The sequence below is a fragment of the Shewanella sp. MMG014 genome (assembly GCF_018100775.1).
Taxonomy (GTDB): Bacteria; Pseudomonadota; Gammaproteobacteria; order Enterobacterales; family Shewanellaceae; genus Shewanella; species Shewanella japonica.
Window position 1 is genome coordinate 369,237 of record NZ_JAGJDZ010000002.1, and the last position, 22,931, is coordinate 392,167.

Here is a 22,931-nt window from a genome sequence, read left to right on the forward strand (position 1 = left end):
TATATTACGCATGTAAAGTTGAGTATAAAAATTTAACATTACCAATTACATAGCGCTTAAACATCCGCTTTGGCTCTATTAGAAGCCTGTAAAGCCACTCAAGCCCCATATTTCTGATAAATGAAGGGGCACGTTTCACTTTACCACCAAGAAAATCAACTATTGCCCCACCACATATAATTAATCCTTTATCTAACTCTGTGGTTAACTGCATTGCCACCATTTCTTGTTTTGGCATTCCCATCGCAAGCAAATAAATATCAGCTTGCACAGATTTAGACAGTGAAACGTAATCTTCGGCGCTTGCAAAACCATTCTTTACAGTAACAACTTCTAGGCCTAGTTTTTCAAAAGCGGGTTTAGCAGATTGAAGGATTTCATCGCTAGTACCAAAGATTGCAAGTTTCAGCGGTGTGGAGCTTTGCGATGATTTGTTTGCCAAATGGCTTAATAATTGAGGAATGAAATCAGTGCCATTTAAATTAAAACCAAAATCCATATTCAAATTTTTAAATAACAATTTGACCCCTATTCCATCTCGCAAAACAAAATCACTATTCAAAAGGTGCTGATAAAAGTCTTTATTTTGTTTTGCTAAGTTGAAACCGTGAGCATTAGCAAACGCAACAGTCACCGTTTTTTTGGCTTCTAATGCATTTTGAATGGATTGAATAGCTTGTTCTGGTTGAGAATAAATAGTTAATTTCTCAGCTAAAGTTTTAAAAGTTGAACTCACGTAAAAGCCTTTAGTTTTTGAATGACGAAATCAGCGCGGTTGTCCCAGCAATTATTTTTCGCAAAATTGATGCGAAAGTGTTTTTTCGCTACTGTGTTTGTCGTTAATTCATATGAAATTTTTTGAATAAATTCATCTACCGAAGAAGTAACAGACAGGTAACCCTTTGCATTCTCATCGACATCGCAATTGGTACAAACGACAGGTAGACCATACGAGAAAAACTCATATACCTTTAACGGGTTGCGATATGTGTTAAATGTGTCGAAAGAATATGGACAAATGCCAATATCAAAAGTAGAGATTAACTCGCTTAATTCTTCATAAGGCACATAACCTTTCTCGATAATATTTGAATGGCTATCAATAACCTCTTGCGCCTTAGCATTCGATACCGGACCAACAAGCACTATCTGATATTGAGGGTACTGTGAGGCAATTGACTCAAGTATTTCACTGCTAAAACTGTTATCAATTTGACCAATAAATCCAATAGTGACGCTATCTTTAACCACTAATTTATTAGGTACATTCTCGTTAATTAAGCTTCGAGATATTGCATTTGGATAGTAGAAAGAATGACTGCGTTTAACACTTTCTTGTTGAAGTAACCTATTACTGGTAAATAAGCTTACTAAGCTGGTATTTATACATTGTTCGACAGTCTCATCAAATCGGTCATTCCGGCTGTAAAAATATCCTTTATCATCTTTATAGTTATCGTATTGTAAATACACTAAATTGTCGGTTGGAAGGTACAAAAATTGATCTGGTTTATATATCCAGTGAAATAATGAGGATTGTGAAATATCATTCTTCATTCGATATAGCGTTAGCTGGCATAAGATTGGCAACTTAACAAATAAAAACAGCAAAAGACTATGCTTAAAAGCGATAGACAGAGGCAATAATGTATATAACTCTTGTTCAGTTACCTTAGATGAGCTTTTAGCGAGCGCGTTTTTATTGTTACGAGAGCCTAAAAAAAACCTTGGTCGATTAAAGAACGTACAACCACCATCCAACTTTTCTGAAATTACCTCGACTTCGCGTTTTCTATGATAACTTGAGAAATCTTCAGAAGTTGAAAAGAAAAATATGTGCATTTTATCGCCCTGAAGCTATTCCATCATTCACAATCAAGCCGCGATAGAATCCGAGCATCCAATAAACACCGCAAACATACATAAATGGGCTATAAATAAGTAAGTTCGGAACACTAAAGGCATACTTTAATTGACGAACGTTAATACGAGTCACTTTAGCTAACATCAATAATGGCAAGATCATCGCCATCAAAATTTTCCATAACACTTTTTCTGAGTGATTACCGTAACGAATGAAATATAGGTTATTACCCGTTATTGAAATTTTTTTAAGTACTTTTTTTAATGGAGAGTCTTGAATTTGATAGCCAATAACATCAGGGGCTAGATATAACGTTTCACCATTAGAAACCAAACGTTCTGTTAACTCAGTGTCTTGCATTCTAGGTATATCTTTAAATCCACCGTAATTAAGAAACACTGACTTATCGAAGATCATAAATGCTGAACTTAAATTACTGCGCTTTTTAACTTTTCGTGTAGATTGAGATTCATGATTGAAATAGAAGTGCTCTACGTTAGCTGAAAAGTCATTATTGATATCACGATTTAACTCTAAAGCACCGCCAAAATTATTGAATCCGTTAGTAATATTTCGGCGTATGTTAGCAATGGCATTTTGCTCCAAAACAACATCAGCATCAATAAATATTAAATGACTGCCTTTACTTGCTTTAGCACCGATATTGCGGCCTTCACCAGGGTTAAACCGAACCTCTGACTTGATAAAGGTAACAAACTGATATTTTTCACAAATACTTTTAACTTCATCGTGTGGAGAGCAATCAACCACGATGACTTCGACATTTTCATCCTTTTGACTATCTATTGATTGCAAGCAAGGATCTAGGTTCTTTTCTGCGCAATAAGAAGGAATGACAACTGACAACATCATGTTTTTTGTACTCCAATGACTTCGTTATAAATTTTTTCTAACTTTACTATTTGTTTATTAAAGCAATGCCTTGTTTTAACTTGCTCAATCGCTGCAGTACTAAATGCCTCTCTAATTGATGGGTTATCAATTAGATAAATCAGTTTTTTGGCAAGTAATTGCGTATTTTGGGGTTCGACCACATATCCTGATTGATTATTGATAATGGCTTCTGGCATTCCGCCAGAGTCAAAAACAACTGCAGGGATCCCCATAGATTGTGCTTCTACAATGGTGAGAGCCAAGGCTTCTTCATGGCCATTTTCAAGTTGTATACTCGGTTGACAATAAAGACTTGCTGTACTTAATTCTTGTTTCACCTCATAGCTTGAAAGACGTCCTTTCAATTTAATTTGAGGAGAAATGGCATTTGCTTGTTTTTTTAATGAATCATGTAAAATACCATCGCCGATAATGACCAATTCCCAATCAGGGTGATACTTTAATATGATTGCCATAGCATCAATCAAATACGATAAACCTTTGTATTCAACATTCCTTGCTACACATAATATTTTTTTCTCTTTATCAGCATTATTATTTGAAAAGTATGCTGTATCTATTCCAATATAATTGGTGATAATTTTATGTTCCGGAAATCCTTTTTTTATCAATTTTTGTTTTATAAAATTTGATACTGCAATAAATACATCACCATTATCAGCAAGTTTACCCATATCCTTATGAAATTTATTTAACAGTTTTCCATGTTTTTGTGAATTAACGTGATCAAGGGAAATATCCAACCCATGAAAAGTTGTAATATGCGGAATACTATTTTTTTTTGTTATGCCAATTGAAGCATAACCGTTTTGCCCGAAATGACTATGAACAAGTCTGACATTATTATCTTTAAAAAAGCGACTAATAGATGGAAGCTTGATACCAAGCTTATAAATAATATCTTTTATTTTTCCGAATAAATTAGTATTTAAAACTAGCTCATTGTCACACCTTACCGATAATCCATCTGATAATTTTTCACTGACCAATACAACAGCGTTAAATTGCTGTAGGCCCTCGATGTGATTTTTTATAAATGTTTCAGAGTAAGGCAGGTACTTATTAGTGTTAATAGCCACTGTTAACTTATTTGCTTTCATTAGAACGCCTTAAAAACGTGGTTAAGAAGCTCTTTTCAAGCAACATAATGAACGAACTATAAATCAATACACCTATAGCAATTGATGCCATTAACATGTAGAAATTATTTAGCACAAAGTTATCTTGTGCCACTAACACCAGTAATGACATAAAAACCAATGAAATAAACGTTTTAGTATGTATAGTGAACTGTTTTAAAACAGGTATATTTAATCGAACACTCATTTGATATGTCGTAAATGGTAAATTAAACAAAGACCTAAACAAAATTGACATTACAACAGCATATAAACCTAAATGTGGAATTAATAAGTAGCACAGTAATAGCGAAATAACGCTTGATAAAATATCAATTTTTAGCGTTGTTTTTGGTGTTAACAGCGCAGTCAAGACTGTTGGAATATACATCGTCGTTAATGACACAACAGTACAAATAGCTAATCCTATGATGATAGGAACAGCATCAATCCATTTTTCGCCAAATATCGTTAAAATTAAAGGTTCAGCAACCAACGCTAAGCCGACAAATAATGGGGCAAAAATTAACATCGACAGTTTTGAAAACTTTATAAAATCAGCAAGTAGACAAGTCGATGTTTTATGTGCAGAAAAAGTTGGTAGTGCATAAGAAATTGCACCACTCATTAATGCAGTCCTTGGCATGTCCACAATTCGCCATGCAAAAGCAAATACACCAACGGCTCCTGCTCCGAGGGTTGCACCAATTAGTAATGGTAACCCTTTGATATACCCTTCCCAGCTTAATTTACGCAGTGCTACAGAGACACCTAAATGAGTAATGTTAATAAGCTCTTTGAAGTCCATCCGACCTGACAAAGTTATCTTTTGAGCATTAATTAAAAAGATAAGCCCGAAAAACTCTATTAAAATAGCTTGGATTACCATGGACATGGCGCCAAACCCTAACGTCACCCCTATTATTCCTAAAGACGCTCCCAGCAATTTACCAATCAATAAGCGCTGAGATAATGACTTAAATGCATGTCTTCTGCGTAACAGCGCTGTATATATAGCATTAAGAAACAGTATTGGAATAAGCACAGATGAAGTAAGGGCTAATTGCTGATAATCAACACTCTCTGTCACCCAAAAGCTAACAAGAACGAGAAGTAAAGCCGTCAATAAGGATAACGTTAGTCCTCCGATAAAAACGGTATTAATTGCTTGCCCTTCGAGTTTCTTAACACACACCATTGGATCTTGAAATAATGTACCAACAACCTGCCCCAAGCCCATAGATGCGGCTAAGACCATGGTTGCGATACCAATTTCAGTTGGCGTTAGAAAATATGCATAAATAAAAAACGAGGTCATTGAAATAAATGACGCGCCGAGTTTTTCCGATATTATCCAAATAATAGAATAGAAACTTTTAGACAACTTAATCTCCAACTATATTAAGCGTACCAACGCTTAATATATCGCTCTAATTTTTTATATTTATTATCTAAAGCTTCACAATTCATTTGTAGTAACTGGCTTAAAATCAACCCATGTAATCTATCCGTTTTGATTGTTTTAAACCCAATAAAATAGCTATAGGCTTTATGTACCAATTTTGTATGTAAATTCTTTACAAGAAATCCAGTTAAACCGCGAATATTAAGTCTATTGTTTTTCTTAATGATAAACTTGCTTATTTCAAATAACCTATTGAGATGCTTTGGAATAATGTCTATCCAGTCAACAGATATTGCAGTTTCTGTATTGGGTGCCGCTTCAACATCTTTTCTTAGAAAATACAGCTTAGAATCTATAGCGGCTTCTGATGGGTTAAACGTTCCATAAAGAACAGTCGCGATATCAGGACAAAGTGTTACTTGACTGACATTTTCAGACACAAACTGTTCAAAAGAGTGTTCGTCTCTGACAAAAATGCTGAAGTTTCTACATGTTCTGTAAAAGTCACAATCATCTTTAAACGTATTTAAGTTACTATAATGTATAGACTGCGGCATCAAAACAAATTGATTGTTAGGGAATTTAGACAGAGCTAAATGTCTAAAGTTTTGATGTAAGGAGTAAATATCTCCGAAATTACCTCCACCTTGCAATACGCAAACAACATCTTCCTCAATTTGTAGTTTATCTAATCTCGCTGGTTCATAAGCTGAAATAGAATCAATGACTGTCACATTTAATAGTTTAAACAGTTCCAGTGTTCCTAGATATAGCAGGCTGTCACCAACATTTAAATTTACAGGAACATCAAGAAACAAGACTTTTTTATTTTCAAGAAGTGGCTTAAAAACCGTCAGTAACTCTTCTTTTTGCTCTAGCAGCTTACTAACGCTGCAACTCACTTCAATCACTTTATAATTCCCTTAATCCGTCTTAAAATCCTTGTTGGTATACTGCCATCTGCACCAGGGGTATACTTCCTGTAATACTCTTCTGAATCAGGGTTAAATGCACATTCAGCAAGGTTAAAATAAAACTTATTTTTTTGATACATTTTAAAACCAGCATACGTTGCCTTTAATGTATCGATAGGCATCCCTTTTTTTAAGCCATCTATTTGCAACAGAAATGAATGAAACACGACGCTCAGCATTGGAGATTTCAGCTTTAAAGATAAATATGTTTTATTTCTAGCATGATAAGTCCAACGACCCGCATTCCATGCAACCCTGTGCTCAGCAGAGACCTTGTGACCAACGCCAATATTATGTAAATACTCTATTTCATAACCTAAATTGATGAACCGTCTCGATAAGTCAACTTCTTCATGGAGAAAAAATAATGAATTATCATAGCCATTAACTTGTTCAAAAGCAGATCTTCTGATTGCGTGACCTGCACCAACAAAACGCGTAGTAAAGAAATCCCTATTGGACCAATCAACGCTTGATAAACCATAAGACCAACTTGACTCATCATTACTTTCTGTACCAAACCTTTTTATATTAAAGGCAATAACAGCAGTTTTTGGCCTAGTATCATACGCTTTTACTACTTTTTCTAATTCAAAAGGCGTTAGAAATTCAGCATCATTATCAAGTGATACAATATAATCCCCGTTACCTAATTCCGAAGCTTGATTACGCCCTTCTGGTACCCCTGTATTCGTTATATTCTTTTGTAAATGAACATTTGGATATACATTTACAAGCGTCTCAATATCTTGAACACATTCAATCTTGGAACCTTGATCGACTATATAAACATTTAAATCTATATTTTGTTGTTCTACTGCACTAATAATGGCTTTCTTAGTATCTTCTGCACGATCCCAGGAAAGAATAATCACATCAACTTTTTTATCAATTGTCATTTAAGGGTCCAGCTTATCCAAGTAGAAACTAATTTGAACTTAATTTATTCCCGAAGAAAATAAAGTCAGAATACTTATTTTTATTAAAAACAAACTCAATAATTATCGGTCCAAGAATACCGGTAAATAAGCTTGTAAAAATGATGAGTGATGTATTTTCTATACCAAGTTTATGGCTAACGATTCTCGTAGCAGCTGTAAAAAAAACATGAAACAGGAAAATGCTATATGAAAAGCGACCTATGGCACTAAATGTTTTTGATTTAAAATTAAACACATACAATAGAATACAAACAAGCAGGCTTATAAACACTCTATTCGCTCTTTCTAGCATTTCTGCAAACTCGCTAAGAAAAAGATGAGAAACTATCAGCGAACAAAAACAAATCAGCGTAATTTTGATTAACAAACTGAAATCAATACGAAAGCGAGAGAATAAACTACCTATTAAAAAAAATGGCAATAAATAGAAAGCCCCCTCTATCGAAAAGTATTTTATGTTTACGCCTAAAATGTATATAGAAGTCATGATGACTAATAATATAATCCAGTAGGGTTTCGCATTATTACTGATAGAAAAGAATAGCTTTTCAATTAACGCTACAAACAAAAAAATGAGGAATAACGACTCAATGAACCAGTAATGCCCTACTGGTAATATATGGATAAGGAACAAATTTTCTTCACTATTGCTTCCAGGAACCAACCATTGAGTGATCGCAAATAACGTACCGACCGACAACATGGGCAGCAAAAGCCTTCTTGCCTTTTTAGTGACAAAGTTATGATAATTTGCCGAAACAGGCCTTAATCCATAAACAAAACCAGCCAACAAACCAAAAAGTGGCATTCTTACATAGATAAAAATATCATTCAGTTCTCTTAAGAAACCGTTTTCAATTTTTAAACCATACTCTGGTGTTGATCCAATGACGTGATACAAGACCAACATAAAACATGCTAACCCTCTTAGACAGTCAATGTTACTTTGAAATCTAGAATTGATTGTAATGGCCGCCGTCACTTTACACACCTTGCAGGGTTATTTTGCCACGCTACCGCCCCTGAATTTATAGCTTCCAGTGCGCTAGGAGTTCCAAATTTTGGTTATGCTACTTAAGAACAATCTTCTTGATATCGAAAATTCCACTTAGTTAGTCGTTACTTAGCATGGCGATAAACTCTGAAAACCAACGCTGAATCACAACAAAATAACAACAAAGGAACACAAAAAAAGATCTCAATGTAACACTTTGTCGCATACCGTTATATTTTAACGACTTAGCTATTATTTACTTTCTTGGCTTCAAAAAAGCGATCATTATAGTCAAGTTTTTGACGCAGGTGAAAGGTTATTTTTATTTTTTTGCCAATTAATCCTGTTTAGCTCAAAACGATTATATTTTTTGTTTATTACGACTAGATTAAATTGCACTACAATGAAGCACCAAAGCACCAACATTTTCAGCACCCGTTTCAAAAAAAATAAAATACATTTCTTTTCAACAATATAAGTAAGATCAAAAAACGTTCTATTACTCAAAACCCTGTAAACGTTTATGCAATCAATACTTATGCCAACTCGCGAAATTATGGGGTTGAACAAAAAAATTATTATTATTGCTTATTAAATCCCAAAAGTTGGTATCATGCCCGATGACTTTTGCACATAACTCCGTCAATTTTTCGCCAAACACAAGGTACAATAATGAGCAACATCAGTTAATTTTTTGTGATAAAAAATTTCTTTTACGTTATTTAATTACATAAAAATAGCTACTAAGGAGAGGTTTAATTTAACATTCAGATGATAAATTCACCTCAATCAGAGGAAAAAGTGACAGAGAACGCGGGGCTAATGTAGCTGACTGACTTAACAACAAGGTAAACACCTTGTTGTTAATTCTATGAATTCTGATGGGTTATTTTGATGAGATAGCAATAAAACAGAAATATTTGTATCCAATACTAAAGTTTAAAATAACGAGAACTAGCTCAATAAAACAACCAGACACACTTGGCGTGGCTGTGTAATATATTGATTCAATTACTATAAGTATGGTTTTTATTCTAATGCCGTTACGTTATGATTGTTTAGACATTCACTCAGTTACGTCATCAATGATAAAAGTGGACAATCGAAAATTTGCTAATTAGTCGCAATATAAATCAACTTAGGCATTTTATTCAGTTGAAAATCAAAGCGCTTAGTGTTGTAAGTCTTATTAGTTTGACTTGCATGGCTACGGTTGCCGATTATTTTTTTACCGACAATTTTTATCAAGATATTGAAACCCGTTATGGCATTAACAGTGTTCAAGATTTTAAAGACTGGCAACAATTGATTGAAGATGGTGAAAATTTAGATGACTTTAGCCGTCTCAATCTGGTAAATCAATTTGCTAATAGAAAGATAAGGTATCGCTTAGATATTGATCACTGGGGTAAAAGTGATTACTGGGCAACACCTATCGAGTCTTTAGGTACCCGAGGTGGGGACTGTGAAGATTATGCCATTTTTAAATTTTTTACTTTAAAGGCAATGGGGGTTGATGAGTCCAAACTGCGTTTAATGTACGTTAGAGCATTAACGATAAACGAGCCCCATATGGTTTTAGTCTATTTCGAAAACTTGAGAGACATGCCATTAGTATTAGATAACCTTAAAACTAAAATTTTACCAGCCAATAAAAGAACTGATCTGAAGCCGATATATTCATTTAATGGCCAAGGTCTATGGCTAGCAAAGGCTCAAGGACTTGGAAATGCTAAACCGACTAGTACCGGTAATAAAAATTGGACCGAGTTACTCAAACGAATAGAACAAGGCGATTAAGAGGTATAACTTGAATTTTTCAAATGGACTTTCACTCAGAGCACAACTTTATATCTTGGTTTCAAGTTTATGTATTTTTACCTTGAGCGCGTCTTTATATAATAATGTATCAAACATGCAAGATTATCTGAATGATCAGCTGGCCTCTCACGCACAAGGGGCTGCGCATAATCTAGGGTTATCTATTTCACCATACATGGATGAAGAAGGCTTAGTGACAGCAGAGATAATGACTAATGCCATTTTCGATTCAGGTTACTATCAATTTATCCGATTCACTGATTTTGATGACAATATTCTATTTGAGCGAACGAACCCAACGTTAGCTCACCGAGTACCACAATGGTTTATGAACTGGTTCACATTACAACCTCCTATCATGCAAAGTGAAGTGAGTGACGGTTGGCGATTAGCTGGAATATTAAAAGTACAATCTAATGCAGGGACATCCTACACAGCACTTTATGATCATAGTATCAGCGCATTAAAATCGACACTTTTACAGTTATTCATTGCCCTAATCTTTTCATACTTCATCTTAAAATCGGTGCTTATCCCGCTGCTTTCTATTGAAAAGCAAGCAAAAGAAGTGACTCAAAAACAATTTAATTTTAACCCTTCGAAGCCTTTTACAACTGAGTTACGTACTGTTGTCAATGCTATGAATACCATGGTTGCCAATATTCAGCGTTCCTTTTCTGAACAAACAGCACTTGCAGAACAGCTATCACAAGAAGTATATGTTGATTCGTTAACTCATCTCCCTAACCGCAGAGCACTGCTAAAAAGATTTGATTCGTTACAAGCTGAAGCCCAGATACAAGGGGATCGTTTTTTTGTCAGTTTAGTATCAATGCCCTCACTCCAATCAATTAATAGTAATGAGGGCTATGGCAGCGGTGATAGCTATATTAGTGAAGGATCGGAGCTGCTTTTATCTCTAAGTCATAATATAGAAGGTATCGATGTATATCGAATTTCAGGTTCTGAATTTGCAATTCTGGCTTATGTCACTGAAGAGATAGCAAATGAATTTAGCCAAAATATGCTAGATGCCTTCAACATTGCCAATTCCTCTCGTTTCGAAGAGGGTTTTGCTAACCAAGTTATTACTAAAGTGTCGTTAACAGATTCTTTTACCGACGTTACAAAGCGTTTAGATACATTACTCACACACGACAATTATTTAGCTTCTCCGATGACGACCAATATTGCGACTCCCAACGAAGCACGTTCGCGCTCCGAATGGGTCAATATTATTTCTGAGTTCACTGACTATTATCAAAATGAAATAGCAGATGCGAGTAGTGCTGATTTCAGTATTAAATGCATCCCATTGGAAAAATTATTCGACCTCACTATGCAACCTGTAGTCGATAAAGATAATAATATTTTATATGTTGAATCTTTTGTTCGCTTTAAGCATAACGGTAAAGAGCTTCCCACTGTCGATGTTTTTGCCATGGCAGAACGCCTAGGGTTACTCGATAACTTAGAGCGTGCTGTAGTAAGCTTTATTTTTCTTAAACTACAACAAATTAAGCAAACTACTGTTGCCATCAACATCAGTAATACAGCCCTCCATGATGCTAACTTTCATCAATGGTTATTTACTTTATATCGCCAATTGCAACACCGATTACCGCCAATTTTATTTGAATTTAATGAAACAGCAGCTATGGTATCGCTAAATTCCACGAAGCAATTTATCTCTCAGGCGAAAAGCGCAGGTATTGGGATTACGATCGAAAGATTTGGCTCTAGTTTGACCTCTTTCCAATATATAAAGAATATGGACATCGATTTTGTCAAATTAGATGGCAGCTATATCCGAGACATAGAGCAGGCAGATACGCAATTTTTCATTCAAACGGTGACACAGATTTGTCACGGCATTGGAATCGATGTTATTGCACCACAAATCGAAACAGAACAAGTATCACAGCACTGTTTACACATGAATATTGATGGCCTTCAAGGCAACGGTTTATTCGCTGTGAAGAATTTTAATCATATTGATGGACTAACAATCAATACTGCAACCATGCTAGACTTAGCAGACTTTAATTAATCTATTTATCGAGGAACGATAATGTTAAAGCAAAAATTATTAGCATTAGCTATATCTTCACTATGTATATCTGGAGCATATGCAGAAGTGAACCAAGAAGAATTCACTGCTGGTTTGGTCACTGCCTCAGCTGAAGGCAATTCCCCTGCGCAGTACGCTCTGGCTCAAATGCAAAATAATCCTGCTGATAGTGCCGACATACTTGGTTTTGCTTTAATTGCTGCTGATAGCGATATGGCAATCGTTAAAAGTGTCCTAGCTGCAGCCCTTGAAAGTGGAATGGATCCAGATGAAATTCTAGCTATCGCGCTAGCCAATGGCATTGACCCTTCTATCGTTTCTGAGGTTATCGAAGAAACTCAAACTGCAGCGGGTGCATTTGCACTGGGCGCAGCCCCAACACCAGGTGCACTAGGATTAGGTGGCGGTTCTGGCGGTGGTGGCGGAACAATTTCGGGTAACTAATCGCCTTACACAAAAAAACCTGCATTATGCAGGTTTTTTTGTACCATTTTTAATATATAACTATCAATACTGAATTAACTACATGTCCACATCGACAATGTAATGCCCCTGAAGCCAATTGCGACCAATGAGTAATTTGTAGGTCATTTTGCTTCGGTCCCTTAAGTTAACATCGACTTTGAATTCTTGACCTGGTTCACCAATGGTTAACGTCACCATATATCTAATTTCACTACCCTGAGCATTACGAATAAGTGACGTGCTATGAATTCTTGCAGTAACGTCTACTGTTTCATTTTTCTCATTCATGGTTGTAAATGTCACATCTTTACCGACATTGTTTTCCATGTTTTCTTTATCTTCATCTTTAATTCTTAAGTTTGTTGCATGAAGTGAATTCTCTACCGCACCAGTATCAATACGAGTATCAAACATCAAACCAGACTCAACAATGCTAATGCCCGCTGTTGGACCGATAAATTTTTTTTCTGAAACATCAACCACATACTTTCCTTTAAGCCAATTACGACCAATAAGTAGTTTGTAATCCATGGTTGTTCTATCTCGTAAATTAACCTTAACTTTACGCGTGTTATCACCAAACTTAATCGGTAACTTTACTGCATAACGTGTTTCTGTACCTTGAGAGTTACTTACCGTAGATGTACCAACAATTTCAGCAGTAACAACTTGCTTCTCGCCTTTTTCATTAAACGTAGTGAAAGTAACGTCTTTACCCACATTATCTTTCATTTTAGTTGCGCTGCCACCAGCAACAGAAATATCTAATGCATGTAATGATGAGTTCACTGCACCGGTATCCATTCTTGCCTCAAACACGATGCCATCAGCACTAACTGACATCATCTCAGTTTGTCCTAAGACTTGTTTGTCTACAGCAAAACTTGAAAAAGAAACTCCACCTATTAATAGTGCGGCAATGACAGATTTAAGCATTTGGATTCCTAATTATGACTTTTAAAAACAAGGAGCGGGTTTATCGTAAAATTTGTTCGATTTCTTTATCAAAAAGGTTTTTGATTAAACCAGAAAACTCTGTAATAAAAACTGATTGCTCTGGCGTGGCATTATGGCTAGCTACACTTGCTAAAATTTCTTCAAGATCATAGACAATAGCGTCGATTTCTCGAATCACTTTATTACGTTGCGCGAAAGATAAATTAGGGTTTTGACCACAAACCATGATGATTTGTGCAGAGAGTTGATCTTCAAATAATTCCATCACCGTTTGATTATTGATGCTGGTATCTTCTGAAGCTTCAAATAAACCAAGGTGTTCTGTTAAATATTGAATTAAGTGAATATAGCCGTCTTTATCAGTGACCATTAAATGCCCTATTAACGTGGCTTAAGCTGTTAACTATAAGCCACATTGTATAATTATTGAGACAGAGTGAGTACAAACGATACGGGAACAGCTAAGCTTATACTGCTTAATCCAGCTATTTCACGTAATTTGTTAACCCCTTCTACTAAATCGAAATCATTCGCCTGTACAATGACTGGCGCTAAACTGCTTACTACCATTTTGGTATCAGAAAGCTTTGCCACCAATACATCAAACGACATTCGGCGGGTTTTACCATGCAAATCAATTGTGCCATCAATTTGTGTCATTAACGTTGAGCCGACACTCAAATCTGCCAGCAATTTCGGGTTAATCACTGAATTTAATTTCACTTGTGGGTATTTAGCCACTTCGAATAACATGGTTTGCATTCTTTCATCACGTATTTCAATCCCTGTATCTACACTGACTAATTCAATCGTTAAATTGAATGATCCTTCAGGGGTTAAGCTGCCACTGACCTGTTTAAAGTCATGTACTTCTGCAATATCGCCTTTTTTAACAGAAATAAAACTGACCTTTGAGTGTCCTTGCTTGACCTGCCAGTCAGCGGCGAACGCCGATGCAGATAATAGCGCTGTTGACACTAATGCCACTGGTAACGCTGTTAGCCATTTTTTCATCATTAATCCCTTTTGTGAATAAAAACAGTTAAATTATAGATTAAAATTTATTAACTCGGCTGGAATCAGCCAAGCTATTATTTTCTGAACTTATAAACGGCTCAGCCATTTATCTAACGCCTGTGCAAATGCATGTTTATCTGCCTGAGAAAAGCTATTTGGCCCCGTGGTATGGACACCACTGCTGCGAAGCTCTTCCATAAAGTCTCGCATAGTTAATCTTTGTTTTATATTGTCAACAGTGTATATATCACCTCTTGGATTAAACACGACAGCGCCTTTGTCTATCGCATCTGCAGCCAAAGGAATATCACCAGTGATCACCAAATCACCCGCGTTAAGCTGCTCAACAATGTAGTTGTCTGCTTCATCAAAGCCAGAGCTCACTCTAACAACAGAAATATTAGGTGAAGCAGGTACTCGAATTAACTGATTAGCAACAAGTATGAGAGGAATCGTTTTACGGTCTGCCGCTCTAAATAACATGTCTTTTACTGGGTTTGGGCATGCATCTGCATCAACCCATATTTTATGGCTCATTTTTTCTTCTTTAAAGTAAAGTCTGGCTCATTAATCTGGCTTCCCTAAGAAAATTAAGGCGCTAATCTATCGATATTCCAACCGGATGGTAACTTTTGATATATAAATCGATCATGTAAGCGTTTTTCACCGCCTTGCCAAAACTCGATACTTTGCGGCTTAACTCTATAGCCTCCCCAAAACTTGGGAAGTGGCACATCGCCTTTTGCAAACTTGGCTTTCATTTCGTTAAATTTGGTTTCTAATGCTTGGCGTGCACTAATTTTACTTGATTGATTTGATACCCATGCAGCAACTTGGCTATCTTTTGGCCTTGTCATAAAGTACTTAGTCACTTCCATCATCGATAATGGCTCAGCTTCTCCGGTAATAGCCACTTGGCGCTCTAGAGGATGCCATGGGAACAATAAGCTGGTTTTTGCATTATTCGCTAAATGGGTGGCTTTTCGGCTTTCAAGGTTGGTGAAAAATACAAAACCATCATTATCAAATTTTTTTAATAACACAATGCGCTGAAAGGGTTGACCATCAGCATCCACTGTCGCAACACACATCGCAGTGGGATCTGTTAACTCAGCATGTTTAGCCTGCTCAATCCACTTTTCAAATAACACAAGTGGGTTTTCAGGTAAGTCTTTGCGGCGTAATCCACCTTGAGTATACTCTCGGCGGATATCAGTTAAATCATTCATTAATATCCCTCTTTTATTCTCATCATTATACTCAAAGATACTGATATATGATCATTACATACTGGATAAATTCAGGGAAACATTAAGCTCGACGATTCAAGTCATTTCAAAAGGCTTCACTCTGAATATAGCCACAACACGGCGTCTGCATACGACGCTAAATAAGGTTCAACCTCTTAAATATAAAAAAGCCAGCAATAATCGCTGGCTTTAATTTAGCTATAAACCTTGGTGCTACTTTTTCACCAAACCTTTACCTTCTGCCCATACGTGCAGCATTTCTAGTCCCAGTGTTGCGCCTGCTAGTGCGGTAATATCAGCAGAATCATATGCTGGAGCAACTTCGACTACGTCCATTCCGACTATGTTCATGCCACGTAATCCACGAATGATTTTCATTGCTTTATCACTTGTTAGGCCACCACACACTGGTGTACCAGTACCTGGCGCATAAGCAGGGTCTAAACAGTCAATATCAAATGTGACATACAAAGGCATATCACCTACCCGCTGTTTAATTTGCGTGACGATTTGATCTGCTGTTAACTCATTCGCTTGTGCTGCATCAATAACATCAAACAAGTGCTCCGCTTTGTTGTACTCGGTTCTGATCCCCACTTGAATTGAGTTTTCAGGCGCAATCAAGCCTTCATTAGGCGCATGATAAAACATGGTGCCATGATCATACTTACTACCTTGGCTATATGTATCGGTATGAGCATCAAAATGCAGCAATGCCATTTTTCCGTACTTTTTGTGATGAGCACGCAGCAAAGGCAATGTCACAAAATGGTCACCACCAAAACTTAGCAAGGCTTTGTCACTCTCTAAAATGCGCGTTGCAAATGCTTCTAGACGAGTCGTGAAATCTTCTTGATCGCCACAATCAAAAACTAAGTCACCCGCATCAACGACATTAATGGTTTCGCTAATAGAAAAATCCCAAGGCCAGCGAGTCTCCTCCCAAGCCAGGTTAACAGATGCACGGCGAATGGCTTCAGGTCCCATACGCCCGCCAGAGCGGCCTGTCGTTGCCATATCAAAAGGTAGACCGATGACAACAACATCAGCATCGGTTTCTGTTGGTTTAAAATTTAATGGCTGACGTAAATATCCAAATGCATTGGAATACAGTGAATAATCTGCTTTTTCAGCAAAAGTGCTCATATAACTCTCCGTAAAGGCAATAAGCCAATAACTACAAATATTCTGGGATCAGTACTTCATGACAAAGTTGCTGATAATGACTGAAATCAATGTTGTAACCTTGTTCGGTTGCCAAAGAGCAACTGCCTAAACAAAGGTGAGCAGGAAATCCTTGGGTATTCTTAGGTGAATTAAACCCAATCACATCCCAACTGCCAGGGTTCAAAATTGACAGTAAACGCGCATAAATATCGACACTGTGATTGGCCAAATTAACATTGGTTTCAAGGCTCACATAAGAGCTTTTCTCTTGAGGTGTGATATGAATAGTAAAATATTCATTGCCTTTAATGCCGTTAATTGAATAACCAAATGGCTCAAATAAAAAGTCATCAACAGCGAAATCAGGAAACAGCTCAGATAACGCTAATAAATCCCGTATACCTTGTTTACTTTGGTTTACGCCACGTAAATAATCCGCAGCCTTACCGTTAATGTGGTACATGAGTAATTCATTGGTTACGTCTGAATCAGGTGCAATAAATGGCCGCTTTGTACTGAACATATAGTGGTGATGTGAATCTAAGTGGCCAATTCGATATGCATTTCCTGCAATTGTTTTGCGTATTTTTTTCAAGTCATCTTGAAAAGAGCTTGATTGTAAGTGAGACAAATATTCATTTTTACGTTGGTAACTGGCAAATGCAATAGACTCTTCACCGACATGTTCGATGAATGACATCACAGCATCAGCCAGTGTTGTAGTGCCGCAGGTTAACATCACAAAACGGTCTTGCCAGACAAATAAACTAGACTCACTGAGTAAATAAGCATCGCAGTCTTCATTACTGATCGATGACAGAATTTCTGCATTAGCGCAGGCGACAATATCAGCCCAGAATGCTTGTCCAAATTCACGTATATTCAAAGATGAGTCAGCAATAATGACTTCAATCTTTTTCTCTGAACCTTCAAAAAACATATTAAAACCTACAAAAGCAGAGCCATTTTATCGGCTCTGCGGGTACTCGTATTACGAAAAATCTTCTAAATAGGTATAACCTTTAAGACCTAACTGTAACTCTTCTAGTATTGATGTTCTTTCATCCTCAGCAATATGCTGATTGACCAATTCTTCATAAGTTCGCATAAACGCAACGGCGTCTAAGTTCACATAGCGAAGTACATCAGCAACGGTATCACCAGCAAGAACTGACTCAATATTTGGAATACCGCTTTCTTCAACCCTAACGACAGCAGAGTTGGTATCACCAAATAAATTGTGCATATCACCTAAAATCTCTTGATAAGCACCAACCATGAAAAAGCCGATCAAATAAGGGCTTTCAGGTGTCCAAGCAGGAACAGGTAACGTAGTCTCAATACCTTGACCGTCTACATATTGATCAACAATACCATCCGAGTCACAGGTAATATCTAACATCACAGCCCGTCTTTCTGGTGGCTTATCAAGTCCGCTCAATGGCAAAACAGGGAATACTTGATCAATCCCCCATGCATCGGGAATAGATTGAAATAAAGAGAAGTTTACAAAGAACTTATCCGCTAACTTTTCATTCAACTCATCAATAATGGGTCTGTGATAACGGTTATTATTACTCAACAAACTCTTAAGAGCATGACAAACACGCAAGTTAGTTTGCTCAGCCCAAGCACGTTGCATTAATGTCAGTTGCCCGACAGAAAATAACGAGTGCGCTTCAGCAATATCGCTTTGAGTATCATGATAAATCTCAATAATAGCCCGATTATCAGGACGCTCACTCATATCAGTCCAAGACATCCACATATTATGAAGTAGCTGCGGCGCATCTTCCTCAGGCGGTTGAATGTCCTCAGGCTTGTATGATTCAGTGCCAATAACGTCAGTGATTAACACCGCGTGATGCGCTGTTAAGTGACGACCTGACTCAGAAATAATACGTGGCATTGGCTGCTCATATTCATTACAAATATCAGTTAACACATTGACGATATTATTGGCGTATTCAGTCAAACCATAATTCATCGAGTTATTACTTTGACTTCGAGTACCGTCATAATCTACAGCTAAGCCGCCGCCCACATCAAAGGTATCGATAAGTGCGCCCATTTTACGCAACTCACAGTAAAAGCGGCCAGCTTCACTTACACCTTGGCGAATATCTCGAATATTGGCGATTTGCGAACCCAAGTGGAAATGAATTAATTGCAGCGAACTCATCATATTGAGCTCTTCTAATTCATTAAGCACCTTAAGCACTTGCGCTGCAGATAAACCAAACTTTGATTTTTCTCCACCGCTGGCTTGCCACTTACCTTTGCCTTGAAAAGCAAGTCTAGTGCGGATACCCAGTCTTGGCGTCACTCCCAAATTTTTAGATTCTTCAAGAATCAACTTAAGCTCAGAGATTTTCTCGATGACGATGTAAACTTTATGGCCAAGCTTTTCACCGATGAGTGCTAAACGCACATACTCTTTATCTTTGTAACCGTTACAAACGATAACTGAGCTGGCTTTTTGCGCCATAGCAAGTACGGCCATTAACTCAGGCTTACTACCTGCTTCCAGCCCTAGTTGTGGCACTTCCTTTGACTTTTGGCTAGCCAAAATCTCTTCAACAACGGTTTGCTGTTGGTTTACTTTAATCGGATACACTAACAAGTAATCATTTTGATACTCGTATTTTTGAATCGCCGCATTAAAGGCATCACATAAGTTTTCAACTCTGCGATGTAAAATTTGTGGGAAACGCACTAAAACCGGTAAAGCAACCCCTGCTTTAACCATATCTTTAGCCAGCTCATTTAATCCGATAGTGCATTCTGGTTTATTCGGATCAGGGGTTACTGTCACCTCGCCACTATCATCAATACCAAAATACTGTTGACTCCAATGTGTCACGTTATAACTTGCACGAGCATTTTCGATAGACCAATCTTTCATATTATCCATTCCGTCTATTCAAGCAGATTATGCAGTTACCGACTGTGCGGACTTCACTGCAGTTTCAACAAAAGCGGGCAAAGCAAAGCTCGCCATGTGTAGAGCTGGCGTATAATACTGAGTGCTAATATTCGCCTTTTCAAAACGTTGCTTGAGGCTAGTCAAGTCAAGTTCTCTGGCCGATACATCATCAGTTGCCCAAGCAAACGCCATTGTGCCACCAATATAAGTAGGTACGGCAGCATTGTAAAACCAGCAATCTTTTACATAAGGACTTAACCGCCTTACTGTGTCTTGTAATTCTTCTGGTTGCATAAATGCAACCCCATTTTGAGCGACAAAAATCCCTTTTTCAGTGAGGCATCTTTTACAGTTTTCATAAAATGCAGAGCTAAATAATACTTCGCCAGGGCCAATAGGATCGGTGCAATCTGAAATAATTACATCAAATTGCTGCTGACATTGCTCGATAAAATGCATTCCATCATCAATCACTAACGATACTCGATCGTCATCAAATGCGCCCTGAGAATGTTGTGGGAAATAGGTTTTACACATTTCGACTACGTTAGCATCGATTTCTACCATAGTAACCTGCTCAACGTGTTTATGCTTCAGTACTTGGCGCAGCATACCACCATCGCCGCCACCAATAATCAACACCTTTTTAGCATCACCATGAGCAATAATAGGCACATGAGTCATCATTTCATGGTAAACAAATTCGTCTTTTTCGGTAGTCTGAATTGCACCGTTCAACGCCATTACACGGCCAAAGTGTTTATTTTCAAAAATACTTAAATGCCACTGTTCCGTTTTCTGTTCAAAAAGAACGTGTTCAACTTCAAAGTATTGGCCATAAGCCGGATGTAATGTTTCGTAATAAATATTTGATTTGTTTAGCATGTATATTGTCCAACGTTGTCGCTAATATCCAGACATTAACAACGTAGATTTAAGTAAAAATAACAATGTCGACTCAATTCAACCACGATGGTGATTGAGTCTCTATCCATGAGCTTCGACTCTTTGGTAGCCATAACAGTTAATCCGTCAAGCTAAACCCGACTTTTTCAAACTCTAAAACACTCATTGAGCTCAAACAAAAAAGCGGCGCAATTAAACCCTGCAAACCAGTATAATGCAAGTAAGAAAAACCTATTTTAGTATAAATTTAATTCAATATTTCTATCATCGCTTTGACATATGTTTTTTTTGTTAAAAACCAGTCATTTCGCAATCTTTTTTCTTTATGAACAACTGCATTTATTTAACGAATTGCACGCCTGTTACTGATTATATTTGTTTAGTTGGCTAACCCAAGTTACATGCCTTGCATATTGAGTATATAATTAGCGTGTTTTTACATTATCTTTAAGTCAAATAGAGTCAACAATGATACAAATCGGAAAGCGTTATTCTTTAGAAGTCGTTAAGCAAGTTAGTTTTGGTGTATATGTTAATGCCCAAGAGTTAGGACAAGTATTACTACCAAACAAATTTGTGCCTAAAGACTGTCAAGTCGGCGACATGGTAGATGTCTTTCTGTATCTAGATTCTGAAGACATTGTTATTGCAACAACCCAGAAACCTTATGCTCAAGTAGGCGAATTTGCTTACCTAGAAGCAATTGCAACAGGACCTTATGGTGCCTTTTTGGATTGGGGACTAGAAAAAGATTTACTTCTGCCTTTTGGTGAACAGCACCGTAGCATAGAAGAAGGTAAATCTTATTTAGTGTATGTCCATGCCAATCATGTTGATGAACGTATTATGGCGTCATCTAAAGTGGATAAGTTTTTAGATAAAACCCCGGCTGAATACACCGTAGGTCAACAAGTCGACCTTATTATTGGTGGCACCACCGATTTAGGTTTCAAAGCCATCATTAATAACGCTCATTGGGGCGTGTTATTTCAAAATGAAGTATTCCAACGTCTAAGTTTTGGTCAATCTATCAAAGGTTATATCAAACAAGTACGTGCTGATGGCAAAGTTGATTTAATTTTACAAAAAGCTGATAAGCAAAACCTTGATAGAAATGCTGAAACGATTATTAATAAATTGCATCGCGCAGGTGGTTTTTTACCTCTCAATGACAAAACCGATTCAGCGATTATTTATGATCAGATGGCGATGAGTAAAAAAGCATTCAAGCGCAGTATCGGCGGTTTATTTAAAGCAGGCCAAATCAGTATCGAGGATGACGGCATCAGATTGCTCAAATAGTCTGCAACACTGCTGAATTATTTGATAAAAAGCATGGTTCTGTTATAACAAACCATGCTTTTTTATTTGGAGTAATTTATGGAACTTAGCAATCAAGAAGCCCGAGTCATCGGCTGTTTATTAGAAAAAGAAATTACTACCCCAGAACAGTACCCGCTTTCAATCAATAGTTTGACCATGGCATGCAATCAAAAAAGTAGCCGTGAACCTGTAATGAGCTTGTCAGAGCAAGAAACTCAAGACATCATCGAAAGCCTCACTAAAAAACGTCTTATCAGTGAACAAACAGGCTTTGGCAGTAGAGTCGTTAAATATAAGCATCGCTTTTGTAATACTGAATTTAGTGACTTACAGTTTTCTGCAGAACAACTAGCCGTCATCATCGTGTTATTGCTACGTGGCCCACAAACGCCAGGGGAGCTCAAAACACGCTGTAATCGACTATTTGATTTTGACAGCCCACAACAAGTTGAAAGCGCCCTTCACTCTTTAGCCTCACGAGATGAACCTTTAGTTGTGCAGCTTCCACGTGAGGCCAATCGTCGAGATAGCCGCTATGCTCAACTCTTCTCTGATAAGCATTATCTAGAGCAAGGGACAACGCAATTTGAAGTCAACACAGCGCCAGTAGCAAAAACGTCTACGAACCAAATACTGCAAGAGCGAGTAACCACTTTAGAAGAACAGGTCGCCGATTTGACAAAGCGCTTATCCGAACTTGAACAACTACTTGATTAAGCTAATGAGTAAAAAGTACAAAGTAACATTGGCTTAACAATAATTAATCTCTAAAGCATGAGCCATAGCGTATGATGGCTTTTCTTTTATCTCTTTCTCA

22 protein-coding genes are annotated in these 22,931 nt (G+C 37.2%); 5 read left to right on the forward strand and 17 right to left on the reverse strand.

The features are described from left to right. Positions 1 to 4: 4 nt before the first annotated feature. From J8L86_RS04610 to J8L86_RS04645, 8 genes are read right to left on the reverse strand one after another with little or no spacing between them, the layout of a single operon-like run. Positions 5 to 736 carry a WecB/TagA/CpsF family glycosyltransferase gene (locus J8L86_RS04610; protein WP_065107879.1) on the reverse strand — a complete coding sequence of 244 codons (732 nt, stop codon included), beginning with the start codon at positions 734 to 736 and terminating at the stop codon, positions 5 to 7. Next, on the reverse strand, positions 733 to 1,842 hold the full coding sequence (locus J8L86_RS04615; protein ID WP_211028953.1) for a glycosyltransferase: 1,110 nt from the start codon (positions 1,840 to 1,842) through the stop codon (positions 733 to 735). The genes J8L86_RS04610 and J8L86_RS04615 overlap by 4 nt, the downstream gene beginning before the upstream one ends. Before the next feature lies 1 nt (position 1,843). Then, positions 1,844 to 2,737, reverse strand: coding sequence for a glycosyltransferase (locus tag J8L86_RS04620; protein WP_055023314.1), 894 nt, complete (start codon positions 2,735 to 2,737; stop codon positions 1,844 to 1,846). After that, positions 2,734 to 3,879, reverse strand: a complete 1,146-nt coding sequence (locus tag J8L86_RS04625; RefSeq protein ID WP_211028955.1) for a glycosyltransferase — start codon at positions 3,877 to 3,879, stop codon at positions 2,734 to 2,736. Before J8L86_RS04625 ends, J8L86_RS04620 begins: the two co-directional genes overlap by 4 nt. Continuing rightward, entirely contained in the window at positions 3,866 to 5,281 is a 1,416-nt protein-coding gene (locus J8L86_RS04630; protein ID WP_211028957.1) for an oligosaccharide flippase family protein, read from the reverse strand. The genes J8L86_RS04625 and J8L86_RS04630 overlap by 14 nt, the downstream gene beginning before the upstream one ends. Before the next feature lie 17 nt (positions 5,282 to 5,298). Further along, on the reverse strand, positions 5,299 to 6,213 hold the full coding sequence (locus tag J8L86_RS04635) for a polysaccharide pyruvyl transferase family protein (RefSeq protein WP_211028959.1): 915 nt from the start codon (positions 6,211 to 6,213) through the stop codon (positions 5,299 to 5,301). Further along, a complete protein-coding gene (locus J8L86_RS04640; protein ID WP_211028960.1) occupies positions 6,210 to 7,175 on the reverse strand; it encodes a glycosyltransferase in 966 nt (321 codons plus the stop codon). The genes J8L86_RS04635 and J8L86_RS04640 overlap by 4 nt, the downstream gene beginning before the upstream one ends. Positions 7,176 to 7,203: 28 nt before the next feature. After that, positions 7,204 to 8,199 carry an acyltransferase gene (locus J8L86_RS04645; protein WP_211028962.1) on the reverse strand — a complete coding sequence of 332 codons (996 nt, stop codon included), beginning with the start codon at positions 8,197 to 8,199 and terminating at the stop codon, positions 7,204 to 7,206. Between the two features lie 1,215 nt (positions 8,200 to 9,414). Here J8L86_RS04645 and J8L86_RS04650 point away from each other — a divergent pair. The 3 genes from J8L86_RS04650 (at position 9,415) to J8L86_RS04660 (ending at position 12,547) form a co-directional block, all read left to right on the forward strand. Then, positions 9,415 to 10,011: a transglutaminase-like cysteine peptidase gene (locus J8L86_RS04650; protein WP_211028971.1), complete on the forward strand. Its 597-nt coding sequence runs from the start codon at positions 9,415 to 9,417 to the stop codon at positions 10,009 to 10,011. An 82-nt stretch (positions 10,012 to 10,093) separates the two neighbouring features. After that, positions 10,094 to 12,082 (forward strand): EAL domain-containing protein, encoded by a 1,989-nt coding sequence (locus J8L86_RS04655; RefSeq protein WP_269454715.1) that lies wholly within the window; start codon positions 10,094 to 10,096, stop codon positions 12,080 to 12,082. 21 nt (positions 12,083 to 12,103) lie between these two features. Further along, the gene (locus J8L86_RS04660) at positions 12,104 to 12,547 is read left to right on the forward strand and encodes a hypothetical protein (protein ID WP_055023322.1); all 444 of its coding nucleotides are present in this window, start codon (positions 12,104 to 12,106) and stop codon (positions 12,545 to 12,547) included. 78 nt (positions 12,548 to 12,625) lie between these two features. Here J8L86_RS04660 and J8L86_RS04665 read toward each other — a convergent pair whose 3' ends face one another. From J8L86_RS04665 to speE, 9 genes are all read right to left on the reverse strand, one after another. Further along, entirely contained in the window at positions 12,626 to 13,504 is an 879-nt protein-coding gene (locus J8L86_RS04665) for a RimK/LysX family protein (protein ID WP_055023323.1), read from the reverse strand. 40 nt (positions 13,505 to 13,544) lie between these two features. Beyond that, positions 13,545 to 13,895 (reverse strand): DUF3802 family protein, encoded by a 351-nt coding sequence (locus J8L86_RS04670; protein ID WP_055023324.1) that lies wholly within the window; start codon positions 13,893 to 13,895, stop codon positions 13,545 to 13,547. 53 nt (positions 13,896 to 13,948) lie between these two features. Then, on the reverse strand, positions 13,949 to 14,539 hold the full coding sequence (locus J8L86_RS04675) for a YceI family protein (RefSeq protein WP_065107869.1): 591 nt from the start codon (positions 14,537 to 14,539) through the stop codon (positions 13,949 to 13,951). 90 nt (positions 14,540 to 14,629) lie between these two features. Then, positions 14,630 to 15,079 carry a YaiI/YqxD family protein gene (locus J8L86_RS04680; RefSeq protein WP_211028979.1) on the reverse strand — a complete coding sequence of 150 codons (450 nt, stop codon included), beginning with the start codon at positions 15,077 to 15,079 and terminating at the stop codon, positions 14,630 to 14,632. 53 nt (positions 15,080 to 15,132) lie between these two features. Next, positions 15,133 to 15,771: a pyridoxamine 5'-phosphate oxidase gene (pdxH, locus tag J8L86_RS04685; RefSeq protein WP_065107867.1), complete on the reverse strand. Its 639-nt coding sequence runs from the start codon at positions 15,769 to 15,771 to the stop codon at positions 15,133 to 15,135. A 234-nt stretch (positions 15,772 to 16,005) separates the two neighbouring features. After that, a complete protein-coding gene (speB, locus tag J8L86_RS04690; RefSeq protein ID WP_211028982.1) occupies positions 16,006 to 16,938 on the reverse strand; it encodes an agmatinase in 933 nt (310 codons plus the stop codon). Positions 16,939 to 16,969: 31 nt separating this feature from the next. After that, positions 16,970 to 17,899 (reverse strand): adenosylmethionine decarboxylase, encoded by a 930-nt coding sequence (locus J8L86_RS04695; RefSeq protein WP_055023329.1) that lies wholly within the window; start codon positions 17,897 to 17,899, stop codon positions 16,970 to 16,972. A gap of 51 nt (positions 17,900 to 17,950) precedes the next feature. Then, the gene (gene speA, locus J8L86_RS04700; protein WP_055023330.1) at positions 17,951 to 19,864 is read right to left on the reverse strand and encodes a biosynthetic arginine decarboxylase; all 1,914 of its coding nucleotides are present in this window, start codon (positions 19,862 to 19,864) and stop codon (positions 17,951 to 17,953) included. 27 nt (positions 19,865 to 19,891) lie between these two features. Further along, the gene (gene speE / locus J8L86_RS04705) at positions 19,892 to 20,770 is read right to left on the reverse strand and encodes a polyamine aminopropyltransferase (protein WP_065107865.1); all 879 of its coding nucleotides are present in this window, start codon (positions 20,768 to 20,770) and stop codon (positions 19,892 to 19,894) included. A gap of 489 nt (positions 20,771 to 21,259) precedes the next feature. On the opposite strand from speE, the gene J8L86_RS04710 reads away from it, so the two are divergent. Together J8L86_RS04710 and J8L86_RS04715 are read left to right on the forward strand one after the other, a co-directional pair. Then, positions 21,260 to 22,093 (forward strand): S1-like domain-containing RNA-binding protein, encoded by an 834-nt coding sequence (locus J8L86_RS04710; RefSeq protein ID WP_065107864.1) that lies wholly within the window; start codon positions 21,260 to 21,262, stop codon positions 22,091 to 22,093. 78 nt (positions 22,094 to 22,171) lie between these two features. Beyond that, positions 22,172 to 22,831, forward strand: a complete 660-nt coding sequence (locus J8L86_RS04715) for a DUF480 domain-containing protein (protein ID WP_211028984.1) — start codon at positions 22,172 to 22,174, stop codon at positions 22,829 to 22,831. The last annotated feature ends 100 nt before the right edge of the window (positions 22,832 to 22,931 follow it).

Excerpts from the sequence above, each read along its gene's own strand:
- J8L86_RS04615 (WP_211028953.1), bottom strand. The coding sequence starts at position 1,842 with ATGCACATATTTTTCTTTTCAACTTCTGAAGATTTCTCAAGTTATCAT.
- J8L86_RS04620 (WP_055023314.1), bottom strand. The coding sequence starts at position 2,737 with ATGATGTTGTCAGTTGTCATTCCTTCTTATTGCGCAGAAAAGAACCTA.
- J8L86_RS04625 (WP_211028955.1), bottom strand. The coding sequence starts at position 3,879 with ATGAAAGCAAATAAGTTAACAGTGGCTATTAACACTAATAAGTACCTG.
- J8L86_RS04640 (WP_211028960.1), bottom strand. The coding sequence starts at position 7,175 with ATGACAATTGATAAAAAAGTTGATGTGATTATTCTTTCCTGGGATCGT.
- J8L86_RS04650 (WP_211028971.1), top strand. The coding sequence starts at position 9,415 with ATGGCTACGGTTGCCGATTATTTTTTTACCGACAATTTTTATCAAGAT.
- J8L86_RS04660 (WP_055023322.1), top strand. The coding sequence starts at position 12,104 with ATGTTAAAGCAAAAATTATTAGCATTAGCTATATCTTCACTATGTATA.
- J8L86_RS04665 (WP_055023323.1), bottom strand. The coding sequence starts at position 13,504 with ATGCTTAAATCTGTCATTGCCGCACTATTAATAGGTGGAGTTTCTTTT.
- J8L86_RS04670 (WP_055023324.1), bottom strand. The coding sequence starts at position 13,895 with ATGGTCACTGATAAAGACGGCTATATTCACTTAATTCAATATTTAACA.
- J8L86_RS04675 (WP_065107869.1), bottom strand. The coding sequence starts at position 14,539 with ATGAAAAAATGGCTAACAGCGTTACCAGTGGCATTAGTGTCAACAGCG.
- J8L86_RS04680 (WP_211028979.1), bottom strand. The coding sequence starts at position 15,079 with ATGAGCCATAAAATATGGGTTGATGCAGATGCATGCCCAAACCCAGTA.
- pdxH (WP_065107867.1), bottom strand. The coding sequence starts at position 15,771 with ATGAATGATTTAACTGATATCCGCCGAGAGTATACTCAAGGTGGATTA.
- speB (WP_211028982.1), bottom strand. The coding sequence starts at position 16,938 with ATGAGCACTTTTGCTGAAAAAGCAGATTATTCACTGTATTCCAATGCA.
- J8L86_RS04695 (WP_055023329.1), bottom strand. The coding sequence starts at position 17,899 with ATGTTTTTTGAAGGTTCAGAGAAAAAGATTGAAGTCATTATTGCTGAC.
- speA (WP_055023330.1), bottom strand. The coding sequence starts at position 19,864 with ATGAAAGATTGGTCTATCGAAAATGCTCGTGCAAGTTATAACGTGACA.
- speE (WP_065107865.1), bottom strand. The coding sequence starts at position 20,770 with ATGCTAAACAAATCAAATATTTATTACGAAACATTACATCCGGCTTAT.
- J8L86_RS04710 (WP_065107864.1), top strand. The coding sequence starts at position 21,260 with ATGATACAAATCGGAAAGCGTTATTCTTTAGAAGTCGTTAAGCAAGTT.
- J8L86_RS04715 (WP_211028984.1), top strand. The coding sequence starts at position 22,172 with ATGGAACTTAGCAATCAAGAAGCCCGAGTCATCGGCTGTTTATTAGAA.